Source organism: Ideonella oryzae (assembly GCF_024055665.1).
Lineage (GTDB): Bacteria > Pseudomonadota > Gammaproteobacteria > Burkholderiales > Burkholderiaceae_C > Ideonella > Ideonella oryzae.
Map to the genome: position 1 here is coordinate 1 of NZ_JAMXMC010000009.1, position 25,685 is coordinate 25,685.

The 25,685-nt window shown below is 69.7% G+C and carries 29 protein-coding genes and 3 tRNA genes; 8 read left to right on the forward strand and 24 right to left on the reverse strand.

Annotation, left to right across the window (positions count from 1 at the left end):
• The 9 genes from M0L44_RS15565 to M0L44_RS15605 form a co-directional block, all read right to left on the reverse strand.
• Nucleotides 1-285: GTP-binding protein (locus M0L44_RS15565; protein ID WP_252770733.1), on the reverse strand; the 285-nt coding region annotated here is incomplete at its 3' end.
• Nucleotides 286-332: 47 nt separating this feature from the next.
• Nucleotides 333-407: transfer RNA gene (locus M0L44_RS15570), tRNA-Thr, on the reverse strand.
• A 97-nt stretch (nt 408-504) separates the two neighbouring features.
• A tRNA-Gly gene (locus tag M0L44_RS15575) sits at nt 505-578 on the reverse strand.
• Nucleotides 579-609: 31 nt separating this feature from the next.
• Nucleotides 610-695, reverse strand: a tRNA-Tyr gene (locus M0L44_RS15580).
• Nucleotides 696-740: 45 nt separating this feature from the next.
• Nucleotides 741-1,571, reverse strand: a complete 831-nt coding sequence (locus tag M0L44_RS15585) for a uracil-DNA glycosylase (RefSeq protein ID WP_252770734.1) — start codon at nt 1,569-1,571, stop codon at nt 741-743.
• Nucleotides 1,572-1,575: 4 nt separating this feature from the next.
• Nucleotides 1,576-2,376, reverse strand: coding sequence for an indole-3-glycerol phosphate synthase TrpC (trpC, locus tag M0L44_RS15590; protein WP_252770735.1), 801 nt, complete (start codon nt 2,374-2,376; stop codon nt 1,576-1,578).
• Nucleotides 2,373-3,410, reverse strand: coding sequence for an anthranilate phosphoribosyltransferase (trpD, locus tag M0L44_RS15595; protein ID WP_252770736.1), 1,038 nt, complete (start codon nt 3,408-3,410; stop codon nt 2,373-2,375). Before trpD ends, trpC begins: the two co-directional genes overlap by 4 nt.
• Nucleotides 3,411-3,431: 21 nt before the next feature.
• Nucleotides 3,432-4,526 (reverse strand): low-specificity L-threonine aldolase, encoded by a 1,095-nt coding sequence (gene ltaE, locus M0L44_RS15600; RefSeq protein WP_252770737.1) that lies wholly within the window; start codon nt 4,524-4,526, stop codon nt 3,432-3,434.
• Nucleotides 4,523-5,122 carry an aminodeoxychorismate/anthranilate synthase component II gene (locus M0L44_RS15605; protein ID WP_151125702.1) on the reverse strand — a complete coding sequence of 200 codons (600 nt, stop codon included), beginning with the start codon at nt 5,120-5,122 and terminating at the stop codon, nt 4,523-4,525. Before M0L44_RS15605 ends, ltaE begins: the two co-directional genes overlap by 4 nt.
• A 452-nt stretch (nt 5,123-5,574) precedes the next feature.
• Here M0L44_RS15605 and M0L44_RS15610 point away from each other — a divergent pair, with 452 nt between their 5' ends.
• On the forward strand, nt 5,575-5,991 hold the full coding sequence (locus tag M0L44_RS15610) for a hypothetical protein (protein WP_252770738.1): 417 nt from the start codon (nt 5,575-5,577) through the stop codon (nt 5,989-5,991).
• A 31-nt stretch (nt 5,992-6,022) separates the two neighbouring features.
• On the opposite strand, the gene M0L44_RS15615 is transcribed toward M0L44_RS15610, so the two are convergent.
• From M0L44_RS15615 to trpE, 10 genes are all read right to left on the reverse strand, one after another.
• Nucleotides 6,023-6,661 carry a DUF2059 domain-containing protein gene (locus M0L44_RS15615; RefSeq protein ID WP_252770739.1) on the reverse strand — a complete coding sequence of 213 codons (639 nt, stop codon included), beginning with the start codon at nt 6,659-6,661 and terminating at the stop codon, nt 6,023-6,025.
• A gap of 37 nt (nt 6,662-6,698) precedes the next feature.
• The gene (locus M0L44_RS15620; protein WP_252770740.1) at nt 6,699-8,300 is read right to left on the reverse strand and encodes an OmpP1/FadL family transporter; all 1,602 of its coding nucleotides are present in this window, start codon (nt 8,298-8,300) and stop codon (nt 6,699-6,701) included.
• A 19-nt stretch (nt 8,301-8,319) separates the two neighbouring features.
• Complete coding sequence (locus M0L44_RS15625) at nt 8,320-9,375, reverse strand: transporter (RefSeq protein ID WP_252770741.1); 1,056 nt, start codon at nt 9,373-9,375, stop codon at nt 8,320-8,322.
• A complete protein-coding gene (locus M0L44_RS15630; protein WP_252770742.1) occupies nt 9,372-10,136 on the reverse strand; it encodes a C39 family peptidase in 765 nt (254 codons plus the stop codon). Before M0L44_RS15630 ends, M0L44_RS15625 begins: the two co-directional genes overlap by 4 nt.
• Nucleotides 10,137-10,164: 28 nt before the next feature.
• On the reverse strand, nt 10,165-10,650 hold the full coding sequence (locus tag M0L44_RS15635) for a hypothetical protein (protein WP_252770743.1): 486 nt from the start codon (nt 10,648-10,650) through the stop codon (nt 10,165-10,167).
• Between the two features lies 1 nt (nt 10,651).
• On the reverse strand, nt 10,652-11,530 hold the full coding sequence (locus tag M0L44_RS15640) for a hypothetical protein (protein ID WP_252770744.1): 879 nt from the start codon (nt 11,528-11,530) through the stop codon (nt 10,652-10,654).
• Nucleotides 11,530-12,339, reverse strand: a complete 810-nt coding sequence (locus M0L44_RS15645; RefSeq protein ID WP_252770745.1) for a hypothetical protein — start codon at nt 12,337-12,339, stop codon at nt 11,530-11,532. Before M0L44_RS15645 ends, M0L44_RS15640 begins: the two co-directional genes overlap by 1 nt.
• Nucleotides 12,340-12,472: 133 nt before the next feature.
• Nucleotides 12,473-13,030 (reverse strand): DUF6160 family protein, encoded by a 558-nt coding sequence (locus M0L44_RS15650; protein WP_252770746.1) that lies wholly within the window; start codon nt 13,028-13,030, stop codon nt 12,473-12,475.
• 196 nt (nt 13,031-13,226) lie between these two features.
• Nucleotides 13,227-14,228 (reverse strand): AraC family transcriptional regulator, encoded by a 1,002-nt coding sequence (locus tag M0L44_RS15655; protein ID WP_252770747.1) that lies wholly within the window; start codon nt 14,226-14,228, stop codon nt 13,227-13,229.
• 159 nt (nt 14,229-14,387) lie between these two features.
• The gene (gene trpE, locus M0L44_RS15660) at nt 14,388-15,863 is read right to left on the reverse strand and encodes an anthranilate synthase component I (RefSeq protein ID WP_252770748.1); all 1,476 of its coding nucleotides are present in this window, start codon (nt 15,861-15,863) and stop codon (nt 14,388-14,390) included.
• Nucleotides 15,864-16,209: 346 nt separating this feature from the next.
• Here trpE and M0L44_RS15665 point away from each other — a divergent pair, with 346 nt between their 5' ends.
• The gene (locus M0L44_RS15665; protein ID WP_252770749.1) at nt 16,210-17,172 is read left to right on the forward strand and encodes an energy transducer TonB; all 963 of its coding nucleotides are present in this window, start codon (nt 16,210-16,212) and stop codon (nt 17,170-17,172) included.
• Nucleotides 17,173-17,187: 15 nt separating this feature from the next.
• On the opposite strand, the gene gph is transcribed toward M0L44_RS15665, so the two are convergent.
• The 4 genes from gph to M0L44_RS15685 all read right to left on the reverse strand — a co-directional run bounded on the left by gph (nt 17,188) and on the right by M0L44_RS15685 (nt 19,403).
• Complete coding sequence (gene gph, locus M0L44_RS15670; protein WP_252770750.1) at nt 17,188-17,889, reverse strand: phosphoglycolate phosphatase; 702 nt, start codon at nt 17,887-17,889, stop codon at nt 17,188-17,190.
• Nucleotides 17,890-17,966: 77 nt separating this feature from the next.
• Entirely contained in the window at nt 17,967-18,611 is a 645-nt protein-coding gene (locus M0L44_RS15675; protein ID WP_252770751.1) for a hypothetical protein, read from the reverse strand.
• The gene (locus M0L44_RS15680; RefSeq protein WP_252770752.1) at nt 18,608-19,003 is read right to left on the reverse strand and encodes a hypothetical protein; all 396 of its coding nucleotides are present in this window, start codon (nt 19,001-19,003) and stop codon (nt 18,608-18,610) included. Before M0L44_RS15680 ends, M0L44_RS15675 begins: the two co-directional genes overlap by 4 nt.
• Before the next feature lie 22 nt (nt 19,004-19,025).
• The gene (locus M0L44_RS15685) at nt 19,026-19,403 is read right to left on the reverse strand and encodes an aldehyde dehydrogenase family protein (protein ID WP_252770753.1); all 378 of its coding nucleotides are present in this window, start codon (nt 19,401-19,403) and stop codon (nt 19,026-19,028) included.
• A gap of 245 nt (nt 19,404-19,648) precedes the next feature.
• On the opposite strand from M0L44_RS15685, the gene M0L44_RS15690 reads away from it, so the two are divergent.
• The 4 genes from M0L44_RS15690 to yfiB all read left to right on the forward strand — a co-directional run bounded on the left by M0L44_RS15690 (nt 19,649) and on the right by yfiB (nt 22,539).
• Nucleotides 19,649-20,056 (forward strand): hypothetical protein, encoded by a 408-nt coding sequence (locus M0L44_RS15690; RefSeq protein ID WP_252770754.1) that lies wholly within the window; start codon nt 19,649-19,651, stop codon nt 20,054-20,056.
• A 151-nt stretch (nt 20,057-20,207) separates the two neighbouring features.
• Complete coding sequence (gene yfiR, locus M0L44_RS15695) at nt 20,208-20,780, forward strand: regulatory sequestration protein YfiR (protein WP_252770755.1); 573 nt, start codon at nt 20,208-20,210, stop codon at nt 20,778-20,780.
• Nucleotides 20,777-22,006 (forward strand): diguanylate cyclase DgcN/YfiN, encoded by a 1,230-nt coding sequence (gene dgcN / locus M0L44_RS15700; protein WP_252770756.1) that lies wholly within the window; start codon nt 20,777-20,779, stop codon nt 22,004-22,006. The genes yfiR and dgcN overlap by 4 nt, the downstream gene beginning before the upstream one ends.
• 20 nt (nt 22,007-22,026) lie before the next feature.
• Nucleotides 22,027-22,539 carry an outer membrane lipoprotein YfiB gene (gene yfiB / locus M0L44_RS15705; protein ID WP_252770757.1) on the forward strand — a complete coding sequence of 171 codons (513 nt, stop codon included), beginning with the start codon at nt 22,027-22,029 and terminating at the stop codon, nt 22,537-22,539.
• A 19-nt stretch (nt 22,540-22,558) separates the two neighbouring features.
• On the opposite strand, the gene rpe is transcribed toward yfiB, so the two are convergent.
• Nucleotides 22,559-23,242, reverse strand: a complete 684-nt coding sequence (gene rpe / locus M0L44_RS15710; RefSeq protein ID WP_252770758.1) for a ribulose-phosphate 3-epimerase — start codon at nt 23,240-23,242, stop codon at nt 22,559-22,561.
• Between the two features lie 73 nt (nt 23,243-23,315).
• Here rpe and apaG point away from each other — a divergent pair, with 73 nt between their 5' ends.
• Both apaG and tlpB read left to right on the forward strand, forming a co-directional pair.
• On the forward strand, nt 23,316-23,690 hold the full coding sequence (gene apaG / locus M0L44_RS15715) for a Co2+/Mg2+ efflux facilitator ApaG/CorD (protein ID WP_252770759.1): 375 nt from the start codon (nt 23,316-23,318) through the stop codon (nt 23,688-23,690).
• Nucleotides 23,690-25,684: a transporter-like protein TlpB gene (tlpB, locus tag M0L44_RS15720; RefSeq protein ID WP_252770760.1), complete on the forward strand. Its 1,995-nt coding sequence runs from the start codon at nt 23,690-23,692 to the stop codon at nt 25,682-25,684. The genes apaG and tlpB overlap by 1 nt, the downstream gene beginning before the upstream one ends.
• The last annotated feature ends 1 nt before the right edge of the window (nt 25,685 follow it).

Consider the following 25,685-nt stretch of genomic DNA (forward strand, 5'->3'; position numbering starts at 1 on the left):
GCCGGTGATCATGTTCTTCACATAGTCGGCGTGTCCCGGGCAGTCCACGTGGGCGTAGTGGCGGTTGGCGGTCTCGTACTCGACGTGCGCGGTGTTGATCGTGATGCCGCGGGCCTTCTCTTCGGGCGCAGCGTCGATCTGGTCGTAGGCCTTGGCCTCGCCGCCGAACTTGCTCGACAGGATGGTCGTGATCGCCGCCGTCAGCGTCGTCTTGCCATGGTCCACGTGACCAATCGTGCCCACGTTCACGTGCGGCTTGGTCCGTTCAAACTTGCCTTTTGCCATCTTGCGCTCCTGCGGCGTTCGAGATCAAAAAAAAGACAGGGAAGGGGTGGTGCCCATGGCGCGGATCGAACGCGCGACCTCTCCCTTACCAAGGGAGTGCTCTACCACTGAGCCACATGGGCATCGACACAGGACTGGAAGCAGCACTTCCGAACTCCCAGACCTGTGTCGACAGATCCTTCTACACACACCCACAACCGAACCGATGGCCCCAGAGCCTGGAGCGGGAAACGGGAATCGAACCCGTGTCATTAGCTTGGAAGGCTAAGGTTCTACCATTGAACTACTCCCGCCGGGATTCGTTCTTCGGTTGTCTCTGCGCTTTGGTGGAGGAGGCTGGATTCGAACCAGCGTAGGCGTAAGCCAACAGATTTACAGTCTGCCCCCTTTAGCCACTCGGGCACCCCTCCGTAGCAGCAGAGCCACGCACTATAGCACAGCACTTTTGGAGTTGGCTACTGGGTGTGCACGATCTTTTGAATTTCAGGCGCGCCGGCACCATCGAGGCGCCAGTCCAGCCCCGGGACGGCCCTCGCAAGCTCGGAAAAGTGCCCGCAACCGATGAACGGCACCGGCGGACGTCGGGCCGACAGCGGCGAGGGGTGGTTGGCCTGCAACAGCAGATGCCGCCCCGGGGCCCGGGCCTCGATCAGCGCCGCCTTGGCCTGGGCATGCGCGCCCCAGAGCAGGAAGGCGATGCGACGCGGCTGGGTGACCACGGCGCCGATCAGGGCATCGGTCAGAGCTTCCCAGCCCCGACGGGCATGGGACGCCGGCTGACCATCCTCGACCGTGAGCACGGTGTTGAGCAGCAGCACGCCCTGCCCGGCCCAGGCCACCAGGTGGCCGTGCGACGGGATGGGCCAGCCCAGATCCCGCTGTTGCTCGACGAAGATGTTGCGCAGGCTGGGGGGCGGCTTCACCCCCAGCGGCACCGAAAAGGCCAGCCCCTCGGCCTGTCCGGGCCCGTGGTACGGGTCCTGCCCCAGGATGACCACCTGCACCGCCGCCAGCGGCGTGAGTGCCAGCGCCCGCAGCGGCCAGGCCGGGTAGACGGTGGCCCCGGCCGCCAGCCGGGCCGCCAGATGCGCCAGCAGGCCCTGGCCCGCCGGGCTGTCGCGCCAGGCCTGCACCAGCGGCTGCCAGTCGGATGCCGTGGCGTTGAGCCAGACGTCGGCCGGCGCTGTCAGCCGGTTGTCGCCCGCCCCGGGGGCCTGCGCCAAAGGATCGGCAGGCCACAGGCCGGGCTGACGGTCCGCAGAGGGGACCTTGCGAGGACGGGCCATGGTCTCAGCCGAACAGGGCCTGCAGGGCCACGCCGGGGTCCGGCGCGCGCATGAAGGCCTCGCCGACCAGGAAGGCGTGGACATCGGCCGCGCGCATGCGCTGCACGTCGGACGGCGCCAGGATGCCGGACTCGGTCACCAGCAGGCGGTCGGACGGCACCTGCGGCAGCAGGGCCAGGGTGTGGTCCAGCGAGACCTCGAAGGTCCGCAGATTGCGGTTGTTGATGCCCAGCAGCGGCGTCTTCAGGCGCAGAGCGCGCTCGAGCTCCTCGCCGTCATGCACCTCCACCAGCACATCCATGCCCAAGCCCATCGCCGTGGCTTCCAGGTCGGCCATCTGGGCGTCGTCCAGGCAGGCGGCGATGAGCAGGATGCAGTCGGCGCCGATGGCCCGGGCCTCGATCACCTGGTACTCGTCGACCATGAAGTCCTTGCGCAGCACCGGCAGCGCACAGGCCGCCCGCGCCTGCTGCAGGTAGGCCACGGCCCCCTGGAAGAAGCGCTCGTCGGTCAGCACGCTCAGGCAGGCGGCGCCGTGGGCGGCATAGCTGGCCGCGATGGCCGCGGGATCGAAGGGGTCGCGCAGCACGCCCTTGCTGGGGCTGGCCTTCTTGACCTCGGCAATCACTGCTGCCTGGCCGGCGGCGACCTTGGCGCGCAACGCGGCGGCAAAACCGCGGGTGTCACGCCGGGCCTCGGCCTCGCGGCACACGTCCGCCAGCGGGCGGGCCAGGCGGGCGACCGCCACCTCCTCGTGCTTGACGGCGACGATGCGCTGCAGGATGTCGGGGGTGCTGCTACTCATACGACGTCCTTCAGCTGGTGGCTGACCGCCACGAACTGGCTGAGCTTGGCCATGGCCGCGCCCGAGGCCACGGCCTCGCGGGCCCGCCTGACGCCGTCGGCGATGCTCTCGGCCACACCGGCACAGTAGAGCGCCGCACCGGCATTGAGCAGCACGATGTCGCGCACCGGGCCATCCTCGTTGGCCAGGGCGCGCTGGATGCACTGCACCGACTCGTCACGGTTCGCCACCTTCAGCACCCGGCTGTCGTAGACCGGCAGGCCGAAGTCGCTCGGGTGGACGCGGTATTCGCGGATCTCGCCATCCTTGAGCTCGCCGACGAGGGTCTCGCCCGAGAGCGAAATCTCGTCCATGCCGTTCATGCCGTAGACCACCAGGGCATGCTCGGCGCCCAGGCGCTGCAGCACCCGAACCAGGATGCCCACCAGGTCCGGGTGGAACACCCCCAGCAGGGTGTTGGGCGCGCCGGCCGGGTTGGTCAGCGGGCCCAGGATGTTGAAGATGGTGCGCACGCCCAACTCCTTGCGCACCGGTGCGGCATGCTTCATCGAGGCGTGGTGGTTGGGCGCATACATGAAGGCGATGCCGCACTCCTCCAGGCAGCGGGCGATCTGCGCCGGGCTCAGCATCAGATTGCCGCCCAGGGCCTCGATGACATCGGCGCTGCCGCTGGTGGAGGACACGCTGCGCCCGCCATGCTTGGCCACGCGGGCGCCGGCTGCCGCCGCCACGAAGGTGGAGGCGGTCGAGATGTTGAAGGTGTGGGCACCGTCACCGCCAGTGCCCACGATGTCCAGCAGCTGGCGGCGGTCGGCCACCGGCACCGGGGTGGCGAACTCGCGCATCACCTGTGCGGCGGCGGCGATCTCGCCCACCGTCTCCTTCTTGACCCGCAGGCCGATGGCCAGCGCGGCAATCATGACCGGCGACATTTCGCCGGTCATGATGCGCCGCATCAGGGTCAGCATCTCGTCGTGGAAGATCTCGCGGTGCTCGATGACGCGGGTCAGCGCGTCGGTGTTGCTGATGCTCATGGTGTCGAAAATAGCGAAAGGTCAGTAAGGGGCCGTGGCGGTGGTGGCGCGGGCATGGGCGCCCACCGGCAGCGCGAAGAACTCGCGCACCGCTGCCAGCGTGCGGTCGATGCCGGCTGCATCCACGTCCAGGTGGGTGACGAAGCGCAGGCCGATCAGCCCGGTGGCCAGGATGCCGCGCGCGGCCAGATGCTCCAGCAGCACGGCCCCGCGGCCCTCGGCCACATCCACGAAGACGATGTTGGTCGAGGCGCTGCGCACGCTCAGGCCCTCGATGCCCGCCAGCCCCTGGGCCAGGCGCTGGGCCAGGGCGTGGTCATCGGCCAGGCGGGTCACATGGTGGTCCAGCGCGTGCAGGCCGGCCGCGGCCAGCAGCCCCACCTGGCGCATGCCGCCGCCCAGCACCTTGCGCCAGCGGTGGGCCCGCTCGATCAACGCCTTGGAGCCGCACAGCACCGAGCCCACCGGCGCGCCCAGGCCCTTGCTGAGGCAGACCGAGACCGAATCGAACTCGGCCACGATGCGCCGGGCCGCGGCGTACGGGTCTCCGCCCGCCGCAGTGGCCACCGCCGCATTGAACAGGCGCGCCCCGTCCAGGTGGGTGGCCAGGCCGTGCTGGCGGGCCAGCGACGTGGCGGCGTCCAGGTAGTCCAGCGTCAGCGGCTGGCCGTTCCAGGTGTTCTCCAGGCACAGCAGCTTGGTGCGGGCGAAATGCGGGTCGATGGGCTTGATGGCGCCGGCGATGTCGGCCAGCGCCAGCGTGCCGTCGGCCTGCTGCGGCAGGGGCTGCGGCTGGATGCTGCCCAGGATGGCCGCGCCGCCGCCTTCGTAGCGGTAGCAGTGCGCCATCTGCCCGGCCAGGTACTCGTCGCCGCGCTCGCAGTGGCTGATCAGCGCCAGCAGGTTGCTCTGGGTGCCGCTGGAGACGAACAGCGCCGCCTCCTTGCCCAGCAGCGCGGCCAGATGCTCCTGCAGGCGGTTGACCGTGGGGTCATCGCCGAAGACGTCATCGCCCAGTTCGGCCGCCATCATGGCCTCGCGCATGGCGGCGGTGGGCCGGGTGACGGTGTCGCTGCGCAGGTCGACCGCGGGCGCCGGGTTGCTCACCGTGCTCATGCAGCCTCCTTCACGCGGCCCATGGCCAGGAAGTTGCGCAGCATCGCGTGACCATGCTCGGACAGGATGGACTCGGGGTGGAACTGCACGCCTTCCATCGGGGCATCGGTGGCGGCCAGCTCGGTGTGGCGCACGCCCATGATCTCGCCGTCCTCGGAGGTGGCGGTGATCTCCAGTTCGGCCGGCAGGCTGGCCCGCTCGATCACCAGCGAGTGGTAGCGGATCACGGTGAACTTCTCCGGCAGCTCGGCATAGACGCCGCGGCGGTCGGTGGTGATGACGCTGGTCTTGCCGTGCATCTGGGTGGCGGCGCGCACGATGCGCCCACCCATCGCCGCCCCGATGCTCTGGTGACCCAGGCACACGCCCAGGATGGGCAGCTTGCCGACGAAGTGCCGGATGGCCGGCACGCAGATGCCGGCCTCGGCCGGCGAGCAGGGCCCGGGCGAGAGCACCAGGCGGTCGGGCCGCAAGCCCGCAATGCCTTCCAGGGTGATCTCGTCGTTGCGGACCACCTTCACTTCCTCGCCCAGCTCACTGAAGTACTGGACCAGGTTGAAGGTGAAGGAATCGTAGTTGTCGATCATCAACAGCATGAGGAACCTCGCGCAGGGGACGGGCACGGACCGCACGCACGCGGCCAGGCACCGGAAACCAGATGGGGATGGAGGTGGCCAGGCACCTCCAGGGATGGGAGGCCGGCATCGGGCGGCACGGTCAGCACCTGCCCGCGGGTTGGCCGATCAGCCGTGGTGCGGGCGACGCCATCGCCCGCAGGGACCGGCCACGGCGCAGGCCATGTCGCAACGCCACGACGACGCGACGGCAAGGGTCGCGGAGGTCGGGCGGAGAGAGGCGTTCTCGGACATGGCCAGCAAGCAGTGTTTGCCGCCCATTATCCACATCCTGGCGCCATTGCAGGCCTGTCGGCCGGGGCCGTGGCATCCGTCACGGATTCGCCCACCCCGGAGACAACGGACCTCACCGGACCTCATCGAGCCGCCGCCATCGCCGATAGCAGGTGGGAGAACCCCCACAGGAGACGCCCATGCCCCGCCCCACCCGCTCTCAGGCCCTGCCCCGTCCCCGCGTCCTGCTGGCCGCCACGCTGCTGCCCCTGCTGGGCCTGTGGCTGGCCCGCCCCGCCCATGCGATGGAGGCCCTGGGCGACGCCGCCCTGACCGAGGTGCAGGCGGCCGGCTGGTCGGGTCTGCCGCTGTCGGTGGGCGACCTGGCTTCGGTCTCACAGCTTGCCGGTCCAGCCAGTTCCCGCGATGGACTGCAGCAGGTCGACCGACAGGCGGCCTCCCTGCAGCAATTCAGCGCCAGCGTCGCGCTGCAAACCCAGCTGGCCGCTGCCCGGCGGGTGACCGCCCTGCCGATGCTGGCCTACGTCATGCCATCGGTGATCCCGGTGGTGGGGCTGCCGCTGGCCTTCTTCGTGCCGCCCGCCAGCCCACACTGAATCGCCAGGAAGGCGAGGAGGACGCGCGCCTTCAGCGCGTCATCGCCGCGGCCCGCAGCTTGCCCGCCACCTCCTGCTTCATCTTGTCGAGCTGGGGCTGGATGGCCGGGCCGGCCCGGCGCGCCACATCGGCCCCCACCGCCCCCTCGATGTCCGGCGCGGCCTTCTCGAACTTCTGCCGCACCGGCGATTCGAGCAGCACGATCAGGGCCTTGAGCTCTTCCTCGCTGAACTGGTCGGCCAGCATCGGCACGGCTGTCGTCCGGACCGCCTGTTTGCCCGCGGCTTCGGCCAGCGGCGTGGCCGCGTCCACATAGGCCTTGGCGTCCTCGGCGATGCCCTTCATCGTCGACTCCAGCTTCTCGGCGCTGACCCGCCCTTGCAGGGCGATGCGGCTGTGCTGCACCGCTTCAGCCGCCGGGCGGTTGACCATCATCTGCGCCACCTGCTCCGGGTGCCACAAGGTCAGCAGCTTGTCGATCAAGGCCTGCTTGGCCGCGGAGACGACCGGGGGGGCCGCCGACGCCGCGCCGGCAGGCGCCCCAGCCGTGGCACTGGCGGGAGCGGCCCAGCCTGCCGGCGCCGCCAGCAGGAACAGGCTGGCCAGCGCCAGCCCGCGCCCCACACGTCGGGAAGAAGCCAGGGAAGAGGAATACTGCGTCAGAAACATGGGTGCACTGCAAAAAAGGCGGCCGCTCCCACCGGGGTCAGAACGGCCGGGTGACGCTCACGCCGAAGTAGCGCAAGCGGGTCTCGCCGGACACATCCAGTCCGGCGTACGGGTTGTAGATGACGTTGAAGAAGTTGGTGCAGTTGAGGTTGCAGCTGCCGTCGGCAGGCACGTTGTAGCGGCCCTTGGCCAGGCTGGCCGCCACGATCAGCTGCGTGCCGTCCTCGGTGGTCCAGTTCAGCCCCAGGCTGCGCACCTTCATGTCAGGCAGGGGCGCGATCAGGTCGATCTTGTCCTGCGGAATGGAGCTCTTGCGAGGCTCATAACCCAGGCGCAACTTCAGTCCTTGCATGACCTCGATCTCGGCGCCGTAGCCGAAGTGCCAATTGCTGCGGTAGCCCCGCGGAATGACAAGCTTGCTCGCATCGGCCTGGCCGAAGAGCCGGGCCATCTGCAGGAAGCGGACCTGCTGGTCGAACTGGAAGGTCAGCTCCTTCCACTGCCCCCAGTCGGTCCAGTTGGCGTCCACGTTGAACTGCAGCCGCTCCACCGGTTTGACCTTGACCCCCACCTGAACATGCGGCGGGAAAGGCAGCACCAGCGTCATGTTGCCGGACTGCTCTTCGGGGATGCTGGTCGGAAAACCCAGCGTGGCCGCCACGATGGGACCCTGCAGCGACGAATACATGCCCTGCACCAGCTTGCGGAACATGGGTTCGGCGTGAAAGTTGTAGCGCCCGGTCAGCACGGTGCGCGAGCCGCTCTGGTACACCGCGCCCAGGCCGAACCAGTCGGTCGGCTCCCACAGAGCCCCTACGTTGAAGGTGGGGTCGGCCGGGGCCGTCGCCTCGAAACGCATGGATCCGGCGGTGGTGTAGGGGTTGAGCCGCCCTTCCTTGCCGCCGCCGCAAATGCCGAAACCGAAGACGTCCAGCGGATTGCCGTTGTCGCCGCACCAGGCATCCTGCAGCTTGCCGAAGATGCCGATCAGCTTGTTCGGAAAGCGCATGTCGGTGTCCAGCGCAAAGCCCTGGTGGGCGATGGGCACCGAGAGGCCCACACTGAACTCGTCCGAGAACTTGTAGGCCACCGAGGGCGAGGCATAGACCAGGCGCTGGATCACCACCCGCTTGCCCTGGAAGCGCCCCGGGTCATCGGGGTTCTTGCTGCGGTCGAAGCCCACGGCCTGCGGCACGTAGACCGCGGTGGCAAAGGTCCAGGGCGAGCCGGGCTGGTTCAGCGAGATGCCCAGGCCCGCCGCCGCCACGAAGGGCAGGCGCCAGTTGGGCACACCCGCCAGCGGCAGGAACAGGGTCTGGCGGTTGTGGTCCGACACCATGCCATCCAGGGGATCCTGGGTGAAGCCGCCAATGTCATAGCCTTCCGGCTGATGGAACTCGCTGCGCATGCGCAGGCTGGCGCCGAAGACCGTGTCCTCGCGCACCCGCCCCTCCAGCCGGGTCAGGCCCGCCGGGTTGAAGTGCACCGCATCCAGGCCCTGGGGATCGGCCGTCACCGCATTGCCCATGGACATGGCCGCCGGACTGACCGCCAGGTTCTCGGTCAACGCGGCCCGCGCCCCGGGCAGCAGCGACAGCGTCAGCAGGCCCCAGGCGGCCCGCCGCCACGCACGCACCATCCCCATCTCCGTGGCCCGCTCAGAAGTTCAGCGGCATGTTCATGCCGAGGCTGAAGTCCGGGGAGTCGGAGGTCAGGCCCACGCCCGCGGTGAAGTTCAGCGTGGTCTTGGGTGACACCCGCAGGCCCAGACCCAGGTTCAACATGCCCGAGGTCTGCATCGCCGTCTTGGAACTGGTGCCATCGGCAAACTTCAGCGTGCTGCGGGCCGAGACCGTTTCCTGCAGCGACATGGTGGTGGACACCTTGTAGGACAGCGCATAGGAAAAGCCCATGCCGAAGCCGATGCTCGAGCCCGGCCGCACCTCGGTCAGGGTCATGCCGTCGCGTTGCTGGCTGAGGTTGCGCGCCGGCAGGTTGCCGGTGAAGTTCAGCGAGCCGAACACCGCCACCGGGTCGTAGACCTGGGAGGCATTCACCCCCACCGTCAGTGCGGTGTTGCCCGAGCCGGTGGCCAAGTTCTGCCCGACGATGGTGGTGTACGGGCTGCGGCCGGTGGGCAGGCGCAGTGTGGCCGTGGTGGTGAAGATGGCGCTGTCGCGGCGCTGCTCGAAGGGCTGGTAACGCACCCCCAGCGCAATGTCCCCCAGGCCATTGGACAGGCCGCTGAAGTTGTTGCTCTGCGAATAGCGGCTGATCAGCGGCAGGGAGGCGGTGGCTGTCAGGTTGTCCAGCACCCCATAGTCCACCGCGAAGGTGTTGGTGATGGTGTGGGCCCGCGTGTTCTGGATGTCGAACAGGGTCAGGGTGCTGTCGGTGAACTTGACGTTGATCGTCTCGCTGCCGATGTAGCTGTAGTTCAGGTCGTAGGTGAGCGCCGTCTGCCCCGTCTTGAGCAGCGAGTAGGCCTTCTCGGCGGACGTCAGCGTCTCCTTGAGCAACTGGTCCTGGCTGACATCGCCCTCCTTGGTCTTGAGGGCATCGCGGGCCGCGTCAGCGCCAGAGGCCGGCGTGGCCGGGGGCGGCGGTTCGGACTGCGCCACAGCAGAAGCGGCCAGGCCGGCCAGCATCAGGCCCAGCAGGGCGGAGGACGACACGCGGGCGGTGCGGCGGGCGGGGGGGACTGCAGTGTTCATGGACGGCGGAGGAAGAGAGAGCCCAAGCCCTGTTGCACGGCGCGCTCCAGGGCTTCCTTGTTGGGCGAGGGACCGAGTCGCACGGACTCGCGGATCTGGTCGTCGGCGACGACCCCCATCTCGGTGTCGGTCAGTGCCAGCTTGCGGGGCACCGGCGCGTCACCGGGCGGGTAGATGAGGAACAGGGTGTTGCGGTCCCACAGCGAGGCGAACTCCTCCTGTGACAGCACCAGATGTCCCATGGCGGGGTCGGCCAGGAAGACGCGCCCGTCGCGCAGACCGCGAAAGACCACGAAGTGCTTGAAGCCCGCATAGTCGATCGGCACGATGGCCGGGTCCTTCAGCGCCGCCAGGTCCGAGAGCTCGCCTCGAAAGCCGGCGCTCTTGCTGCCCAGCGTGGCGACATAGCGCTTCATGTCCAGCAGCGAAAAGCCGCGCCGGGCCACGATCTTGTCGCTCTCGCCATAGGTCAGCATGCCTTCCATGGCCTGCTGCTCGGTCACCTCGTAGCCCAGGTGGTAGCGCAGCACCGTGGTCAGCGCGGCCGAACCGCAGCTGTAGTCGTAGGCCTGGTGAACGATGTTGTCGAACTTGAATTCGCTCTGCGGCCGCAGCGCCACCTGCTCAGGCGCCACGCCGCCGCCCACCGCGTTCATCGGCAGGGTCACCTGCTCTTTGGGCTGGTCCTGGGGTTCGATGCGGGACAGCAGCCCGCTGCCCGCGATGGCGGAGGCCAGCACCCCCAACAGAATCATCCACATCGTTCGCTCGTCTCTTCCGTCTTGAGGATCACCGGGCCCACAGCAGCACCCGACCGGTCATTGCGCCGCTGCCATTGAGCGTGATGCCGCCCAGGCTGGCGGCCGTGTTGAGCGGGGCGGTCGGGTCGGACTGGACCGAGATGGCCCGCACACCGAAGTCGTCGAAGCCCACGAAGCTGGGCAGGCCCAGCGCCAGCTGGCTCGTGCCATCCGATGCGGTGACGGCGTTGAGCGTGACGGCGTACAGATCCATGATCCCGCCCACGCCGTACATCACCAGGTAGCTGGGTTGGGCCGCGTCGCCGAAGGCGGCGGCCAGGTTGGGCATGGGGGTGGCCCCCTGGAGCAGGCTGCTGTTGAGCTCGAGGTGCACGCCCACGCCAAAGCCGGCCCCGCGCACTTCCGACAGGGCGGCATCGTCCAGTGCCAGCGGCGCGGCCCGGCTGACGCCGACCAGGGTCAGCAGCAGGGCCGTCGACAGGCCGTTGCGCAACAGCAGCGGGGTGCGGCCCATGTCAGTTCCCCGGCCGCAGCCGCATGTCCAGGTAGTTGATCTGGAAGCTGCTGATGCGGCTGCTGCCCAGGTCCATCGCACCGTTGACGTTGCTGTCGAAGCGCACGTTGTCGATCAGCAGACCGGCCTTGGCGGCTCCGGCCTCGGCGCTGCTCCAGTCCACCTTCAGCTGCAGCACCTGACCGCCCTGCCCGTCCCCGATGACCTGCAGCACGGCCGGCTGGCTGGTGACATCGGCCAGGGCCCAGGGCTGCTGGGTGAAGTTGCCGTTGTCGTCCACGGCACCCAGATGGATGCCGCTGAGCGTCAGCGCTTCGCTGCCATCGTCCCGCCCGCGGGCCCGCCAGGAGAGCGCACCCAGGTCGGCCCGCAAGGCCACGCCCAGCAACACGCCGGAGCCGCTGCCGCTGCCCGGTTCGGTGCTCATCTGCACGCCCCCGCCGTACAGCGCCAGGTCCTGCACCACCAGCGCCCCCAGCGCCTGCGTGTTGCCCCCGGCGGGCGTCACCGACAGATCGGCCGCCGCCTGCCAACGCTGCAGCCCTGCCGCGTTCTGCGGCAAGTCGAGATGCAGCACGTCGGCCAGGCCATTGCCCCGCCGCTGGATCCACAGGGCATACGGATCGTCCAGCAGATGGTCGGGATCGTCCGAGCGCGACAGGGCCAGATCGCCCAGCTTCAGGGTCGAGCCGTCCGGCGAGCGGTAGGTCAGGCTCAGCTGGCCGGAGAGGGAGAAGTTCTGCAGATTGAAGTAGAAGCCGTCGCGCCCCTGCACGGCGGCCAGGTCGCGCTCGCTGAGCGCCTCCATGGCCAAGGCAGGGGCCTGGCCGCACAGGGCCAGGAACATCCCCAGCAGGGCAAACGGCAAGCGCGACAGCATCACGGCCCCTTGCCGGTGTTGGGCGGCACGGTGCCGGTCGTGTTCAACGCGCTCAGGCGGTCGCGCCAGTTGAGCCAGACGCCGGCCTGTGCGGTGTCCGGCGCCGCCAGGCCCGCCACCAGGCTGGGGTAGTTGACGGCCTGGTTCTGGATGGCCAGGAAGAAGTCGCGGCTGGCTCCATCGGCCGTGCCGGCATGCAGGCCACCGATCTGCGACAGGGCCAGGGTGCAGCTGGCGCTGCTGACGCAGGTGGTGCCGTCCCAGCGCTTGCCGCCCAGCGTGTCGTTGCGCGAGTCGACAGTGCCGGCCGCACCGGCATCGATCAGCAGGCTGCCGCTGACCACGTTCATCGTGGTGCCCACATCGCCGCTGATGCCGCCAAAACCGAAGCGCATGCCCACCACCTGCTGGCTGCTGCCACTGCCGGAGGTGACGAACTCGAAGTACGGGTCGGTGATGCTGACCGTGCGCTGCGCGGCCGTGCCGTCGCTGCGGCCAAAGCGCAGGGTGCCGATGTCGATGTCAGCCCCCGTGGCGTTGCGCGGAGACCTGGCGTACTCGCCCAGACGCAGGCCGTTGAAATTGGCCGACAGGGAGATGTCTGCCCCCAGCGTGAGCCGGGTGAAGTCCATGCCCTGGTAGTTGGTGGTGGCGAGGCTCAGCAGGGCCTGGCCCCAGGTGTCCGACAAGGCGGCATCGTCCAGGGGCTCGGCGGCCAGCGCCGGCCCGCAGACCAGCACGCCCAGCATCAGCCCGGCCACCACATGCCGCCCGACACACGCTGTTGCATTGAGGAGACAACTCGACATCACAAACGCCTCGCCCCATGTAAAACACGCCCGCACAGCGCTCACCGTGCGGGCCTGGCACCGCCGACACCGGGCGAGTGGCCCGGTGTCGGCGGTGCAACTGGAGACTGGATTCAGCCGATCAGAAGACCGATCAGTGGGCCCAGAGCCAGAACTTGCTGCCTTGCATGTCGATGTTGTTGATGGCCACCGAGCCGAAGGACTTGTTGCCCACGCTGTTGCCCATCGTGATCGAGCCAACGGTCACGCTCGGCGCCAGCTTGCTGTCCAGGTTGGCGTTCGGGAAGGCGAACTGAACGACGTCGGAAGCACCGTCGTACACGCCGTTGGTCACCAGGTTGGTCAGGTTGGTGCCGACATCGGCCGGCGCGATGTACTTGGCCATCGAGGTGGCGACGGCGTTGACGAAGGTGCCAGCGGTGCCGGCATCGCCCGCCTTCAGGATGTCGATGGTCATGACGAACATGCCCTTCACACCGATGTTGTTGAAGGACACGGAACCGCCGGTCGTGTCGGTGTCGGTGTACTGGAAGCTGCCGATGTTGATGTTCAGGTCACCAGCGATGGACACGCCGTCCTGGCCGCTGACGGTGGACAGGGCGTCGTCTTCGATGGCGGTCATGGCCGAAGCGGACAGGGCCAGGGCCGACAGGGTGGTGGCCAGGGCGGCCGCGCGCAGTGCGAATTTCATGCTTGTCTCCTAAATATGCGTTGTGGGATCAGGTCGCCAATCTCGCCAGAACTCCGGGGTGTTGGCCTGTCGAAATCGCGGAGTTGATCTTCGGCGCGCAGCCCCTGCGCTGCACTGGCCGCAGCGGCCAAGCTCATGGCTTCAACGACCCATTGGGAAAGGTCCCGAGAGGGTTGCTACCAAGGAGCGCGCACCCTCAGGGCGCGCAGCGGAACTCGCTGGGCGAGCAGCCGAACCAGCGCTTGCAAGCGCGGTAGAAGGTGCTGGGATCGGCAAAGCCCAGCGCGAAGCTGACCTCGGTGGGCGTGGCGCCACCGGCCTCCAGCAGACGGCGTGCGGTCTCGCGCCGGGTCTCGTCCACCAGGTCCTGGAAAGAGGTGCCCTGGTCGCTCAGATGGCGCTGCAGCGTGCGCTCGCTCATCCGCAGCTCGGCGGCCACCTGCTCGCGCCGCGGATCACCGCGCGAAAGCTGTCGGGCAATGACCTCGCGCACACGCGCCACCAGGCTGCCGCCCTGCTGCGCGATCAGCCGCTCGGCCAACTGCTCGCTGAGGTCGGCAATCATCGGGTCGGCCGTGGGCACCGGCATGTCCAGCAGGCGGCGCGGAAAGTCCATGGCATAGACCGCCGCGCCAAACTGCACCGGCGCGCCGTAGGCCTTCTCCCAGGGACCGGTGTCGGCGGGAGCGGGAAAGGGGCAACTGACCTGCTCGGGCAGCATCTGCTGGCCCAGCAGCCACCAGATGCCCTGCAGCACGGTGTAGGCCATGAAGTCATAGCGCTGCGAGGCTGCCGGCCGCGCACCGGGCGAGACCTCCACGCCCACCCGCACCTGGTGCTCGGTGAGCTGCACGCTCATCGCGGTGGTGGGCGAGATGACGCCGGTGAAGCGCTCGAGCCGCTGCAGTGCAGTGCGGATGTCCGGTGCAGCCATCACCAGGTGCGCCATGCCGCCCAGCCCGATCATGGGCTGGCGGGGTGTCATGCGCAGGCCGATGGCCGGGTCCTGGGTGCGGGCCACCGCGTGTCGCCAGGCGGCGTCGAACAGATCGGCCAGGGTCTCGGCCGGCAGCACCGCGTCCAGCGAGCCCATGCCGCCCTCTCCGAGCAGAAAGGCGTCCAGATCCAGACCACAGCGGGAGAAGCCATCATGCATGGCGCGATAAGCGCACAGCTGCCGCAATGGAAGGGTGTTCATGCCGACTCCGGAAGACGCCACCCGCCGCCAACATCACGGCGGGCCAAAAAAAGCACGGGCGTGCTTTTTTCAGTCCTCTACAGTAACAAAGCGGCAACAGGCCGGCCACCCAGGGTTACCCCGGGGCGGCCCGCCGCATCCCACGAACAAAGGAAGAGGTCAGAAGCCTTCTTCGACCAACTCGGCCGCGCGGATCAAGGCGCGCGCCTTGACCTCGGTCTCGCGCCATTCCATCTCGGGCACCGAGTCGGCCACGACGCCGGCAGCCGCCTGCACGTACAGCGTCTGGTTCTTGACGATGCCGGTGCGGATGACGATGGCGACGTCCATGTCGCCGGCAAAGCTCAGGTAGCCGCAGGCACCGCCGTAGATGCCGCGCTGCACGGGCTCCAGCTCGTCAATGATCTCCATCGCGCGGATCTTGGGCGCGCCGCTGAGCGTGCCCGCCGGGAAGGAGGCCTTGAGCACGTCCAGGTTGCTCATGCCGTCCTTGAGAAGCCCCTCGACGTTGCTGACGATGTGCATCACGTGCGAGTAACGCTCGATCGCGAAGGCCTCGGTCACCTTGACCGAACCGGTCTTGGCGATGCGGCCCACATCGTTGCGCGCCAGGTCGATCAGCATCACGTGCTCGGCACGCTCCTTGGGGTCGGCCAGCAGTTCGGCCTCCAGGGCCTTGTCGGCCTCGGGCGTGGCACCGCGCGGCCGGGTGCCGGCGATCGGGCGGATGATGACCTTCTCGCCCTCGGGCGTGTGCTCGTGACGCACCAGGATCTCCGGCGAGGAGCCGACGATCTGGAAGTCCCCCATGTCGTAGAAATACATGTAGGGGCTGGGGTTGAGCGAACGCAGCGCGCGGTACAGGCTCAGCGGACTCTCGGTGTAGCGCTTCTGCAGACGCTGGCCGACGACAATCTGCATGCAGTCGCCCGCGGCGATGTAGTCCTTGGCCTTCTGCACCGCGGCCTCGAAATCCGCCTTGGCGAACTCGCGCTCCTCCGCGTAGCTGGGGCCACGCTTCACGGCCGGCGCGGTCACGCTGTAGCGCAGCTTGTCGGTCAGGTCGGCCAGGCGACGCTTGGCGTTGAAGAAGGCCTCCGGGCGCGACGGATCGGCCCAGACGATCAGGTAGAGCCGGCCCGACAGGTTGTCGATGACGGCCAGTTCCTCGGTCTGCAGCAGCAGCAGGTCGGGTGTGCCGATGCCGCCGGGCTTGGTGGTGTGCGCCAGCTTCTTCTCGATGAAGCGCACCGTGTCGTAGCCGAAGTAGCCCGCCAGCCCGCCGCAGAAGCGCGGCAGCCCCGGCGGCAGCGCCGGCTTGAAGCGGGCCTGGTACTCGGCAATGAAGTCCAGCGGGTTGCCTTCGTGCACCTCCACCACCTGGCCGTCGGTGACGACCTCGGTGCGCGGGCCGGTGGCGCGCAGCAACGTGCGCGCGGGCAGGCCGATGAAGGAATAGCGGCCGAAGCGCTCGCCGCCGACGACCGACTCCAGCAGGAAGCTGTGCGGCTGGCCACCGGCCAGCTTCAGGTACAGCGACAGCGGGGTTTCCAGGTCGGCAAAGGCCTCGGTGATCAGGGGGATGCGGTTGTAGCCCTGAGCGGCCTGGCTCTTGAATTCGAGTTCGGTGATCACAGTCGTTCTCCTCGTCCCGCGCCTGAGAGGGTCAGGCCCCGTGGGGCCTGGGCGGCGGGCATGTTCTCGGGGGTCACGGCACGCAACAGCGCCGCGACGGAATCTGATTCAGGCGAACCAGCGGCGCCAGGGCCAGGCTCCCCGGTCGTGCGTGAACGACAGCCGTTTGCGCGAGGTGAACATATGCCAAAGAGTGTAGCAGCGCCTCGACGGCATCCCCCCGGATTGAAGTCGTCGAAGGGCGCCCAGGCCATGGACAAGCGGTCACTCTGTCGTCACACTCGCCGCTTCAGTGGTTGCCCATCAGGCAACGGGTTGACATCACACGACAACAGGGGCCATCGCCATGGGGCGTCGTTGGGTGAGGCAGGCCGATGCCATCGCGCTCGGCCTGGGGGGGAAGGCTGCGCCTGCGGTGCGGCCGTTGCAGCGGCAACTGGTCCGCACGATCCTGCTCTGGCCGCTGTGCGCAGCCAGCTGGGCGCAGTCCGCCCCACCGGCCCCGGTGCCGGTGCCGGACACGCAGGGCATCGAGATCAGCGACCGGGTGAAGCGGGACGCGGAGCGTCCGATGTACTGGATTCGGCGTCTGGGCGAGCAGACCGCCGGACAGGACAAGGCCACCCAGGAACGGAGCGCGACCGAGCGGCAGAACGCCGCTGAGAAGCTGGCCAGCGAGAAGGCCGCTGCCGAGCGGGCGGCCCGCGCGGCCCGCACCGAGAAGCCCGAGAAGCAGGCACCTGCGCCACGCCCGGCCCCCCCGGAGCCCACGACGCCAGCCCCCGCACTGGCCACCCGGGACACCGCGCGGCCCAGCCCAACCAGTGCCTCGGATGCGGCACCGTCTCGTCCAGCGCCAGCGCCAGCACCAGCGCTGGCCAGCGCCGAGCCCGCCACCACGGGCGCATCCGCAGCCGACGTGCCCGTGGCCCACGCCGCCAGCCCGTCCACGGAGTCGGACGCGCCAGCACCCGACCGCGCCAGTGCCACCGATGTGGCCATGACCACGCCAGAACACCATCCCGAGCCAGCGGCTCCGCCGCCCTCGCCCGTGGCCGAGACGCTGGTGCTCCGCCCGGGCGAATCCCTGGCCCTGCCCGACAGCCTGATGCGCCGCATGCGCCGCGGCTCGGTCGAAGTGAGGGTGCAGGTGGCTCCCGATGGCAGCGTGATGGACGCCACCATCGTGCAGAGCAGCCACCCGAGGCTGGATCAGGCGGCGCTGGACGCCATCAAGGCCGCCCACTTTCAGCCGGTGTCGCGCCCCACCTCGGCGGTCATCCAGTTCGGGTTCGATCTGGACAGCTGAACGCCGGCGCCCCGCTCAGCCGCCGCGGGGCCGCAAGGCGCCCAGTTCCAGCGCATCCAGCCGCGCCAGCACGGCATCGGGTTGGGCCGACTCGGGTGGCTCGCCGTGGTTGTAGCCATAGGCCACCAGCACCACCGGACAGCCGGCGGCGCGCGCAGCACGTGCATCGTTGCTGGAGTCGCCCACCATCAGCGTGACAGCGGGTGCACTGCCCAGAGCCTCACAGGTCTTGAGCAACGGCAACGGGTCCGGCTTGGTCCGCGCAAAGGCGTCGCCACCAAAGACGTGGGTGAAGAAGCCGTCCAGTCCCTTGGCCTGCAACAGCGGCCGGGCAAAGGCGGTGGGCTTGTTGGTCAGGCAGGCCAGGCGCAGCCCCGCTTCGCGCAGGCGGGTCAGGCCCTCCACCACCCCGGGGTACACCACCGAGGCCTGCCCGTTGATCGCCAGGTAGTGGCGCTGGTAGGCCGCCCACAGCGCGTCGTAGTGCGCCGCATCGGCCTGCACATGGGCCAGCGTGCTGCGCAGCAGGTGGGCCGAGCCCTTGCCCACGGTGTGCTCGATGAAGGCCCGGTCCACCCCCGGCAGGCCCAGTTCGGCCAGGCTGCGGTTGAGCGCCAGTTCGAAATCGCCAAGGGTGTCGACCATGGTGCCGTCGAGGTCGACGATGGCGGCTTGCCAGGGGTGCGGTGGGGCCGCGAGGACGGTGTCAAGGGACATGGTGAGACTCGTCTGGGTGGGGAACAACGTGGCAGGACATTGTCGCCGCGCCCACCGCAACACCACGGCCCAAGGGCTCAGACGTCAGGCCCCGATGGTGGCGCCTGCGCCGCTGCAGCCGCCTGAACAGCATCCTGTGCGCCGGCCTCGGGCGGCGCGCCCCCCGCCTGGGGCCGGGCCGCGGCCATCTGCTGGAGCCAGGCCATCACCAGCAGCTGGACGGCAGGATCACGGGCCTGCCGCCACACCCAGGCGCCCAGGCTGCCCCGCCAGGCACCGGCCCGACGACCGGCCCAGGACCACAGCCAGCGCCTGGATGCGACCAGGGCGCCTCCCAGCAGGGCGGCGCCGGCCAGCGCGACCACGGGATGGCGCCGCACCACGGGCAGCACCGTTGCGCGCAGCTCCGCCGCCCCCAGCTCTGCCGCCGTGGACAGGGGTTGGCGCTGCCACCAGCGCTCGATCCAGGACAGCGCCGCCAGACCGACCGGCGTCTGCCCCAGTTCGCGCCTCAGAAAGCGCCACCAGATGCGCAGCCCCAGGCCGTCTGAAGCGTCGCCCGCCCTGCCGGCATGCCTCGCAGGCACCACCTGCGCCCGCAGGCGCGAGCGGGAGGCGGTCAGCCGCGCCAGGGCCTGCTGCCTGGCCGTCACCGCGGCCCCGCCGTTCGCGCCAGATTCGGGAGTGGCCACCGGCGCGGGACTCTGCTGCGCGGGGCTCATGACCCCGACGCCTCTTGCCAAAGTGCCTGGTCCTGCGCCCATTGCTCACGCCAGAGCGCTGCATCGAACACCGTCTGGCCACGGCCGCTGCGCAGCTGCCACAGCAACAGCCCCAGGGCCAGCGTGGCCAGGGTGGCCGGCAGCGCCGCCAGCACCCAGGCCGCGGGCATCTGCGCCACCGGCAGGGCGGCCACCAGCAGCAGGGCCACCCCAGCCAGCCCCAGGGCCAGCAGCGCCAGCACCGCGGCCACGGTCATCCACAACAGGCGCTGACGCCAGCGCCGCGCCGCTTCCCCCAGTTCGGCCTGGGCCAGGGCGGCGTAAGCCCCGGCGTGGTCGGCCAGCAGATCCGGCCGGCTGGCCAGGGTGCGGAAGAAGGGGTGGATGAGCATGGCGGGGCCGATCGACAGAGGGTCAGGTCTGGCGGCGCGAGCGGGCCAGCCAGCCGATCAGGCCCGCCAGGGCCGCACCAGCCGCCGCCGCGATCAACACCGACTTTACCGGCTCGTCACGGATGTAGGCCCGGGTCTGGTCACCGGCCTCCTCAAGGCGCTCGCGCGCCCGGTGGCTGGCATCGCGGGCTTGGTCGCGGGTGCGGGCAGCCAGGGCCTCCACCTTGCCGACGGCACGCGACAGCGAGAAGGCGGCTTCGTCGCGGGCGTCCTCCACCTCGGCTTCGATCTGGTCCAGGGCGCGTCCGGCAGCGCGTCGGGTGCCTTCGATGGCGCGCTCGGCCAGGTCGGCGGCACGGTCCACCTGTTGATCCAGGGCAGCGGCAGTCTTTGCGGTCATGGGCAATCTCCTGTGCAAATGAAGACGTGATGTCGATCAAGTTCGTCCACCCAGTGTGGGATGTGCGGGCCCAGGGTTCCACCAGCCGGAGCCCCGTCCGCCTGTCGGCCACCCGGCGCTGACGGTGTAGGCATCGGCCGACCTACGCCATGCGGACGGCCTTGGGAAGAAGGGGCAAGTTCCTACACACAGCCCCTGGACTTGCAGACAGCATGCAGGCCTGTTGAGAAGTCTTTTGAGTTGCGATGAGCCCGACCCTGCAGCATCCCCCCGCGCATGAGCCCCACCATGCCGAGGCCTGGAATGCCCCCCCGCCGCTTCCAGCCCCCGCCGCGCTGGCCATCGATGCCATCCCCTTCGGTCCGGACGCCACCGTGGCAGGCGAGCTGGACATTGCCTTCAGCACGCACAAATCCATCGTCTTGCGGGCGCAGGTGGACTTTGCCGGCGACACGCCCCCGATGGAGGTGTCCCTGGTCATCCCGCGCGTGCACTGCCGGGACGATCAGCCGCTGCTGTCGGCACTGAAGGATGCGGCACTGGCCGCGATCGACCGCAACACCCACAGCTGGGAGAGCACCGGCGCCACCCCGCGCCGCCTGTCCATCCAGGTGAACCAGCGCTGGTACGCCCTGTACGGCTTCGCCGGCTGACCCGCCCGCTGCGGCAAATTCCCCACAGTCACCGTCACGAGCGCACGGTTGCGCGGTCTGGCACGACCGTCACCGCCCGGCGCAGCCTCAAGGCCGGCGCACGGCCTCACAGAATCGGCCACAGGGGTCCGTCCCCGCCGTTGCTGTGCCCATGCGCCCTCCGCTCCCCACCCTCCTGCCGTCCGCCCTGCCCTGCTGGCGCTGGATGACCCTGGGGGCCGCCCTGCTCGGAGCGGCCCGTCTGGCCCAGGCGGGTTCCCCCCTGGCGGCGGCCGAGTCGGAGTTCGCCCCGGTCGAGGTGGTGAGCCGCATCCTGGCCTACACGCGCTGGCCCGGTGAGCCACGGCCCCTGCTGGCCTGCATCAGCCGCCAGGCAGACGACACGGCCGCCCTGCTCGCGCGCCTGCAGACCCCCGAATCCACGCGCCCGGTACTGGCGCGAGACATCGCACCGGACGCCCCCGTGCCAGCCGGCTGCGACCTGGTGTTCTTTGCCGGCTGGACCTTGGCGCGCCAGCAGGCCGCCCTGCAGGCACTGGCCAGCCGCCCCGTGCTGACCATCGGCCGGGGAGCCGAGTTCTGCAGCGACGGCGGCATGTTCTGCCTGGAGACCCGCGGCGACGGCACACGCTTCGAGGTCAACCTGGATGCCGTGGCCCGCAGCGGCCTGCGCATCCACCCCCAGGTGCTCCGGCTGGCCCGACCCGGGGGGAGATCCGGATGACCACCACCGCCCCCGAGCCGCTGCGGCGTGTTCTGCACCGGGCGCAGCTGCGGGTGGCCGCCATCGCCACGGGGGTGGTTGGCGGCCTGCTGATGCTGGCCTCGGCCCTGCTGCTGCGGACCAGCGCGCAACACCATCTGGACCTGGTCGCACGCTCGCTGGCCTACACGGTGGACGCCGCAGTGGTGTTCCGCGACGCCCAGGCGGCCAGGGAGATCCTGGCCGAGGTGGGCCGCGCAGAGCATCTGGCCCGAGCCGAGCTCGTGCTGCGCGACGGACGGGCGCTGGCCCGCTACCAGGCCCCGCCCCCGGCGGGGCTGGCCGACCGGGTGGCCAGTCTGCTGCCGGCCTTCGAGGTGGCGCTGCCGGTGGTGGCCGATGGCCAGCCCCAGGGCACGCTGCGGGTGCGTGCACAGGCCTGGCTGCTGGTGCAGGCTGCCGGTTGGGGCCTGCTGGGGCTGCTGGCCGGCGCGGCAGCCATCCTGTGGGCGGTGCGCCGCGCGGCCCACGGGCTGGCCGAGCAGGTCGAAGCCCCGCTGCTGGCATTGGCCGCGCAAACCCGGGCCATCCGGGAAGCCCAGGACTTCTCCCGCCGGGTGCCCTCGGCCACCGTGACCGAGATCGACGCCCTGGCCCGCGACTTCAATGCGCTGCTGGCGCAGGTCCAGGCACAGCGGCAGGAGCTGACGCAGCGCCATGTCGCGCTGCAGAGCGCACACGACCAGCTCGCGCACCAGAGCCGGCTCGACCCGCTCACCGGCATCGCCAACCGAGCCTGGTTCGAGCACTGCCTGGCCGTGGCCATGAGCCGCCCCCGGCCACTGGACGAGCGCATGGCGGTGCTGTTCATCGACGTCAACGACTTCAAGCGCATCAACGATGTTCACGGCCACGAGGCCGGTGACCGGGTGCTGGCCGCCGTGGCCGGCCGCCTGCGCGGCTGCGTGCGCGAAAGCGACCTGGTGGCCCGCCTGGGCGGGGACGAGTTCGTCGTGCTGATCGACCCGCTGCGTCAGCGGGAAGACCTGGCCACGCTGGTGCACAAGCTCATCAGCGCCCTGGCCCAGCCCGCGGATCTGGACTTGCCGGAGCGCCGGCTGCCCAGCGTCAGCATCGGCACGGCGGTCTTTCCCGACGATGGCAACAGCCCCGAAGCCCTGCTGCGGGAAGCCGACCGCCAGATGTACCGGCGCAAGCCGGGAGCGGACGCACGCGAACGGCGCTGAACACCCCAAGGAGATCTCCCATGCCCTCGCTGTCGCCCCGGCGCCACGCCGTGATCCTGGCCCTCGCCTGGCTGTCCGCGACATCCGCCTTGCTGCTGTCCGGCTGCCAGACTCCGGCAACTCCCGCACCAGCCCCCGACCGGGAAGCCCGGCTGCAGGCCCTGGGCTTCGCCCCGGCGGACGATGGCTGGACCCTGAACCTGTCAAGCAAGCTGCTGTTTGCCTTCGATTCCGATGCGCTGGACGCCACACAGCGCCAGCACCTGCTGGATCTGGGCAACTCGTTGGCCGGGCTCGGCATCGGCCAGCTGCGCATCGAGGGCCACACCGACCTCAAGGGCGGCAGCGGCTACAACCTGCAGCTCTCGCAGCGGCGGGCCGAGGCCGTGGCCCAGGTGCTGCACGACAGCGCACTCTCGGGTGCCCAGCTCACGGTGCGCAGCCGGGGCAAGGAGCGCCCGGTGTGCACCGAGGACACCGACGCCTGCCAGTCGCAGAACCGGCGGGTCGTGCTGATCGTCCCGGCGCTCTGAGGGCGCCGGGCCGGGTGGTTCAGCGCGCCAGTTCGGCGCGCATGGCGTCGATCACGCCCTTGTAATCGGACTTGCCGAAGATGGCGCTGCCGGCCACGAAGGTGTCGGCGCCCGCATCGGCGATGCGGCGGATGTTGTCCACCTTGACGCCGCCGTCCACCTCCAGGCGGATGTCGCGTCCGCTGGCGTCGATGATCTTGCGGGCCTTCTCCAGCTTGCGCAGGGCCGCGTCGATGAAGCTCTGCCCGCCGAAGCCGGGGTTCACGCTCATGATCAGCACCAGGTCGACCTTGTCGATCACCCACTCCAGCACGTCCAGCGGCTCGGCCGGGTTGAACACCAGGCCGGCCTGCTTGCCCTCGGCCTTGATCAGCTGCAGCGTGCGGTCGACGTGGGCCGAGGCATCGGGGTGGAAGCTCACCAGGTCGGCACCGGCCTGGCAGAAGGCCTGGGCCAGCGCATCCACCGGCTGCACCATCAGGTGCACGTCGATCGGCGCGGGCGTGCCATCGGGCTGGACGGCGTGCGAGCGCAGGGCCTGGCAGACCATCGGGCCGAAGGTCAGGTTGGGCACGTAATGGTTGTCCATCACGTCGAAGTGGATCCAGTCGGCGCCAGCGGCCAGCACGTGGCGGACCTCCTCGCCCAGGCGGGCAAAGTCGGCGGACAGGATGCTCGGGGCGATGCGGTAGGTCGGTGCCATGGAACTGGTGCCCGCCAAAGGGGCCTAAGCCGTGAAAACCCCGGATTTTAAGGAGCCTTGCTAGGATCACCGCATGACGCCAGCCCAGTTCACCTGTACCGTCGTGACGCAGTACCTGCCCGAGCAGTCCTCGGCCAGCGAGGGCCGCTACGCGTTTGCCTACACGATCACCATCCGCAACACCGGGCCGGTGAGTGCGCAGCTGGTGGGCCGCCACTGGCGCATCACCGACGGCCACGACCACACCCAGGAGGTGCGGGGCCTGGCCGTGGTCGGCCACCAGCCCTTGCTCAAGCCGGGCGAGACCTTCGAGTACAGCAGCTGGGCCCAGATCGCCACGCCGCAGGGCCGCATGGCCGGCACCTTCTTCTGCATCAGCGAGGACGCCCACTGGTTCGAGACCCCGGTCGGCCCCTTCGACCTGGTCCAGGCGAGGGCCCTGCACTGATGGCCGGTATCCGCTGGGATCTGACCGCTCTGCTCAACGCCGCCCAGGCCCCGGGCAGCCGGGTGGAGCGGCACCTGTGGCTGGTGCATCTGCTGGAGTGGCTGCGGCATGACAGCGGCGAAACCCCGGAGGGCGAGCCCGGTGCCGCCGGCACCCCCTGGCCGGTGCGCCGCCTGCGCCACCTGCTCAATGTGCTGGACCGCCACCCCGAGCACCAGGCGCGCGTGTCGGCGCTGCTGCGCGGCACGCTGTCCGAGCTGGACGCCCCGGGACTGCTGGCCGACTTCGGTTTCGCCCCCCGGCACGGCTTCTTCAGCGAGCTGGCCGACCGGCTGCGCCTGAACTTCCTGCCCGGCACGCCGGAGACCGGCGACCTGGGTGAGCTCTTCCTGCTGATCTTCGACGACGAACGCGACCCGGAATGGATCGCCGCCATCGACGACCGCACGATGCGCCGCCTGCTGGCCCTGTGCGCCGAGGACCCGGCGCGCCTGCCCTGGCAACACGCGTTGATCGACTCCATCGAGCTGCTGGCCAGCCAGATCCGCGCCAGCGCCCTCTCCTCGGCCCTGCGCCAACGCATGGACCCGGCCGGCCTGGGGGACCGCCCTTTCCACCAGGTGGTCGAGGCCGCCACCGCGCTGCGGCATGATCTGGCCGACGGGGCGAGCATGGCGCAGCTGCAGCAGCGCGCCCAGTACCTGCGCGCGGTGCTGGACGCCTGCCTGAAGGCTGCCGCCAGCGTGCGCGGCCACCTGGACGAGTACGGCATCTCGGTGGACCTGGTGTTCCAGCTGGACCAGTTGCGGGCCCGGGCCGAGCGGGTCGAGAACCTGCTGGCCTGCCTGATCAGCCCCGAACCCCTGCCCGATCTGCGCCACCTGCTGCTGGAACTGGCCCGCGCCAGTGCCGAGCGGCGCAGCGTGCGGGCGCTGTTCATCCAGCACTACGCCCTGCTGGCCCGCAAGGTGACCGAGCGCAGCGCCGAGACGGGTGAGCACTACATCACCCGCGACCGCGACGAGTACCGCCACATGCTGGGCATGGCGCTGGGGGGTGGCGGCATCATCGGCTTCACCACGCTGATCAAGTTCGCCATCACCGCGCTGGCCCTGCCGGTGTTCTGGAACGGCCTGGGCGCCGGCCTGAACTACGCGCTGAGCTTCGTCATCGTGCAGCTGCTGCACTGGACGGTGGCCACCAAGCAGCCGGCCATGACCGCGCCGAGCATGGCGCGCAAGCTCGAAGGCATCGCCAGCGATGTGGCCCTGGGCCGCTTCGTCGACGAGGTGGCCCACCTGCTGCGCTCGCAGATGGCCGGCATCATCGGCAACCTGGTGGCGGTGGCCCCGGTGGTGCTGGCGCTGCAGGGCCTGTCCTGGTGGCTGGCGGGCAAGCCGCTGATCGGCCAGGCCCAGGCCGACTACGTGCTGCACAGCACCACCCTGCTGGGGCCCACCGCGCTGTTCGCGGCCTTCACCGGGGTGCTGCTGTTCGCCTCCAGCCTGATCGCCGGCTGGGTCGAGAACTGGTTCGTCTTCCACCGGCTGGACAGCGCCATCGCCTGGAACCCGCGCTCCATCGCCTGGCTGGGCGAGACCCGGGCCCAGCGCTGGGCCCGCTGGTGGCGCGACAACATCTCGGGCCTGGCGGCCAACGTCTCGCTGGGCCTGATGCTGGGTCTGGTGCCGGCCCTGGCCTCGGTCTTCGGCCTGCCGCTGGAAGTGCGCCACGTCACCCTGTCCACCGGCCAGATCGCCGCGGCCCTGGGCACGCTGGGCCTGCCCCTGCTGCACGAGCCGGCCTTCTGGTGGTGCGTGGCGGCCATTCCCGTCACGGCCATGCTCAACCTGGGGGTGAGCTTCGCGCTGGCCTTCCGGTTGGCCATGGTGTCCCAAGGGCTGAAACTGCAGGACCGCGGCCGCATCTACCAGGCGCTGCGCCAGCGCTGGCGCACGGCGCCCGGCAGCTTCTTCTTCCCGCCGCGGGGGTGAC